Raw genomic sequence first — 3948 nt, 5'->3', positions numbered from 1 at the left:
GTGGTAGAACACCACCTTGCCAAGGTGGGGGTCGCGGGTTCGAACCCCGTCTTCCGCTCCAACATTTTGGCGGCATAGCCAAGTGGTAAGGCACGGGTCTGCAACACCCTTACCACCGGTTCGAATCCGGTTGCCGCCTCCATCTTTTATACCATGCCTGAGTGGTGGAACTGGCATACACGTTGGACTCAAAATCCAATGCCCTCACGGGCTTGTGGGTTCGAATCCCACCTCAGGTATCATAAGACTTTCAACAATCGGTTGAGAGTCTTTTTCTTTGCCACAAAGAGACATACAAATATTCGGAGGAAAAGCTTACTTTTTCCGAAATTGCTGAGGGATATAAAGTAAAATTGGGGGAAATATACATGAAAAAGAATATCGCGTTCAGCATTGCAGGACTGGCAGCAATTCCTTTAGGTGTTTATTTTGCTTTCACATCCAATAGTGAAAATCAAACTGATGCCATTACGAGTAAAGAGGATGCATCCAGCCTGGAAATGACAGCGCCGGTTAAATATATAGCTACTAATGAGGAAAGAATGACAGCTCAAAAAGATATCGGGGAAATATCTGATGAATTGACCCTGATCATGAGAATGGTCGAAATGTCCCTTCAAAAAGTTAATATCGAAGGGGATAAGTTTACTTCTGATTCGACTGGCCGAATTCAAATGACGAAAGGCAATATATATTATATTAAACAACAGGCTGATTCTATAGATATTTCAAGGAATACAAAGAATGGGACCTTTTCGTACGAAAGTATTATAAATAGGTGGCTCGAAGGGAATTTTGACAACATTACCGATGAAGTGGAATTCCTTTTGAGTCTTACTTCCAGGCCGTATGGAAAATATGACGGCGGGGAAGTCACTGAAAAAACCAGGATTGAAGAGCAGGATTATATTCAGCAGTTTTTTGAACAAAATAATTGAGAGATGAAAAAATGTACCGGGAAGACGTGATTTTCCTTTCCATTGGTACATTTTTCTTTTATATTTGTAAGTCATATTGGCTGTATTGAATCTACATATTATAAAGAATGAAGTTCCAGATCAGGGCTAGAAAATAAAAATCTGAATACCAGGAATTCCTGGTTATTCAGATTAAGACACTACTTCATTAATACTGGTTTTTTTTTAAGCGGTTTTTGTCTTCTCTGCCAAGCCGCCGACACAAACAACGTCAAAACAAGGACAACCAATCCAAGCAAAAACGGATAAATCATGTGGATATCATACATCATGCCTGCACAAAGCGGTCCAAGAACATTCCCGATACTCATATAGGAATTGTTCATTCCCATAGCGAAGCCTTGCTCATTCGCGGCTAATTTCGAAATCAGCGTATTCAGAACAGGCCTTAAAATGGACGTTGCCATGAAAATGATCAGTGTCACAACGAAAAAGAGAACATAGCTTGATGCAAAGATTGAAAATAAAAATCCGGCAGCCGAAACCCCCAAGAAAATATTCATCACTTTACCTTCGCCTAAACGGGAAACAAGGCGATCGACCACAAAAAGCTGCACGATGACGCTGATAATGCCTGAAACAGTTACCATGACCGCTATTTCCTGCGGTGTCGCTTTAAAAGCATTATCAAGATAAAGACCGATAATCGATTCATAAGCCATCAGCCCGAAGCTCATGACAAGTACGATGATCAGCGGAATAAAATAGGGTTTGTGGACAGACTGCACCAGTTTTTTAACCATGGGATCGTCCGCGACCCCATCGATTGTCGTTCCATCATCTTTACTTTCTTTTAGTACAATAATAGAAAAAACAACAGCCGCCACACTCACAATCGCGGATACAAGAAGCGGCATTTTCAGCCCGTAGTCCGCTAAAAAACCCCCGACACCGGGACCGATCACAATACCAAGTGACATCGCAGCTGAGATATAGCTGTTTCCTTTTGCACGCTGCTCGAGGGTGGTGATATCAGCTACATAAGCGAATATGGCCGGAATCAACAGGGCGGCCCCAATTCCTCCGATAACGCGCGAAAAATATAAGATACCAACCGAATTGGAAAAATAAAAGATGAACATGGAAAGTGCCAATCCGCTCAATCCATAAATGATCATTTTTCTCCTTCCGTATTGGTCGGTCCATTTACCTGCAATCGGGGACATGATGAATTGCGCGCCTGCAAAAATGGCAATCATCAGCCCGGCAGCCGTTCCACCTTGGCCGATGGACACTAAATAGGCAGGCATAATCGGAATGATGATCCCGAAACTCCCAATAGCAATAAACATGTTGACCATCAAAACAAACAATTTTCTTTTTTGATCAGGCTGCACCATAATCCCCTCTTTTCTTTTTCTAATAAAAACATAGCTTCTTAATGTAACAATACACGGAGGAAAAAGTCAATAAGCTTTTCTAAATTTTTTAAAATAAAACAGCCGCCGGTTTGCCCGGCGGCCAGTAACTTATAATACGAAAGCTGCAATCATTCCGAATATGAAAAGCGGAATATTATAATGAAGGAATGTTGGTACGCAAGTGTCCCAAATATGATGGTGGCGTCCGTCGGCATTCAATCCTGCAGTCGGACCGAGCGTGCTGTCGGAGGCAGGGGACCCCGCATCACCGAGCGCCCCGGCCGTTCCGATCAAGGCAGCCGTTGCAAGCGGGGAAAGGCCGGCAGCTGCACAAAGCGGTACATAAAGGGCTGCCAGAATCGGGATTGTACCGAAGGACGATCCGATTCCCATTGTAATGATCAATCCGACGAGCAGCATGAAAAAAGCAAGCAGCATTGGAGAGTTCCCTACAAGGCCTGTCGTATTCTCCACAAGCTCAGTTACAGAACCCGTTTCCTTCAAGACAGTTGCATAACCGGAAGCTACGAGCATAACAAACGCAATCATTCCCATCATGCCGATACCTTCTTGGACAACTTTATCTCCATCATGAAATTTAACGACTCTTGTAATGAATAAAAGGATGATACCCGTCAAAGCGCCCAGAACGAGAGACTTAGACACTAATTGAACGACTAAGGCTGCAATGATAGCGATTATCGTAAAGGTATGCTCCATTTTCCAAGCAGCCGGAGCAGGTTCGTCCGTAATGCCTTCAGCCATGTCGAGTTCCGCAGGAGGCGTCTGTATGGCCGGTTTCGAGACACGATCTTTTCTGTAGGAAATAAAAATGGCAATCAATAAGCCTACAATCATGCCTGATCCGGGAATCAGCATGGACAGATTTACGTCACTCAATGAAATATTCATACCGTTGGAAATCATTTCATCGCGGATGATTCCGTGGAAAATCAATCCGAAACCGGCAGGAATCATGATGTATGGAGCCTTCAAGCCAAATGTTAATGCGGAAGCGACAGCCCTCCTGTCCAATTTAAGGCGGTCAAACAATCCTAGAAGCGGCGGGATTAAAATAGGGATAAATGCGATGTGAACAGGAACGGCATTTTGTGATAAACAGGCAATTCCCGCAATCGCCAGTGCAAGCATCGTTTTTTTTCCTGTAAAGATTTTCAGCATTTGATTGACCAAAAGTGTCGTTATGCCTGATAGGCCGATCATGACAGCAAAAATCCCGAGCAAAATATAGCTGAGTGCTGTGTTGGCTTGGCCGCCCATTCCCGAAACCATCAGATTCACAGAATCAGAGAAATTCATTCCTGATACGAGGCCCGCAGTCAGGGAGGAGATGAGGATTGCAAATAAGACATTCACGCGAAGAAGGCTTAATGCAACCATAACAATTACACTGATGATAACAGCATTAGTCAGCATGAGTTAACCTCTTTCTATTATTTAATTCCATACTCTATCATCCATTTGACTGGTGAAAATGTCAACGGTGAATTGCAGAAAGGATTAGTTTTGCGGGCGGTCTAGTTTGCAGATAAAATGAAACTAAAAAATTAGATTATATTGACAAAAATTATCCTGAATTACGAAAGTAA

General features: G+C 43.1%; 3 protein-coding genes and 2 tRNA genes. 3 read left to right on the top strand and 2 right to left on the bottom strand.

The genetic code is table 11. The features are described from left to right. Window positions 1-68 precede the first annotated feature (68 nt). The 3 genes from D4N35_RS17540 (at window position 69) to D4N35_RS17530 (ending at window position 938) form a co-directional block, all read left to right on the top strand. A tRNA-Cys gene (locus tag D4N35_RS17540) sits at window positions 69-142 on the top strand. A 13-nt stretch (window positions 143-155) separates the two neighbouring features. After that, window positions 156-239, top strand: a tRNA-Leu gene (locus D4N35_RS17535). Between the two features lie 129 nt (window positions 240-368). Then, window positions 369-938, top strand: coding sequence for a DUF6241 domain-containing protein (locus tag D4N35_RS17530; protein ID WP_120075971.1), 570 nt, complete (start codon window positions 369-371; stop codon window positions 936-938). A gap of 179 nt (window positions 939-1117) precedes the next feature. On the opposite strand, the gene D4N35_RS17525 is transcribed toward D4N35_RS17530, so the two are convergent. Then, on the bottom strand, window positions 1118-2314 hold the full coding sequence (locus tag D4N35_RS17525; RefSeq protein WP_120075972.1) for an MFS transporter: 1197 nt from the start codon (window positions 2312-2314) through the stop codon (window positions 1118-1120). A gap of 132 nt (window positions 2315-2446) precedes the next feature. Then, window positions 2447-3775: a Na+/H+ antiporter family protein gene (locus D4N35_RS17520; protein WP_120075969.1), complete on the bottom strand. Its 1329-nt coding sequence runs from the start codon at window positions 3773-3775 to the stop codon at window positions 2447-2449. Between the last annotated feature and the right edge of the window lie 173 nt (window positions 3776-3948).

The sequence above is a fragment of the Siminovitchia fortis genome (genome assembly GCF_003605365.2).
In the GTDB taxonomy this organism is placed as follows: domain Bacteria; phylum Bacillota; class Bacilli; order Bacillales; family Bacillaceae_C; genus Siminovitchia; species Siminovitchia fortis.
Note: the sequence above shows the minus strand (reverse complement) of the source record. Positions and strands in the feature narration are given on the sequence as shown.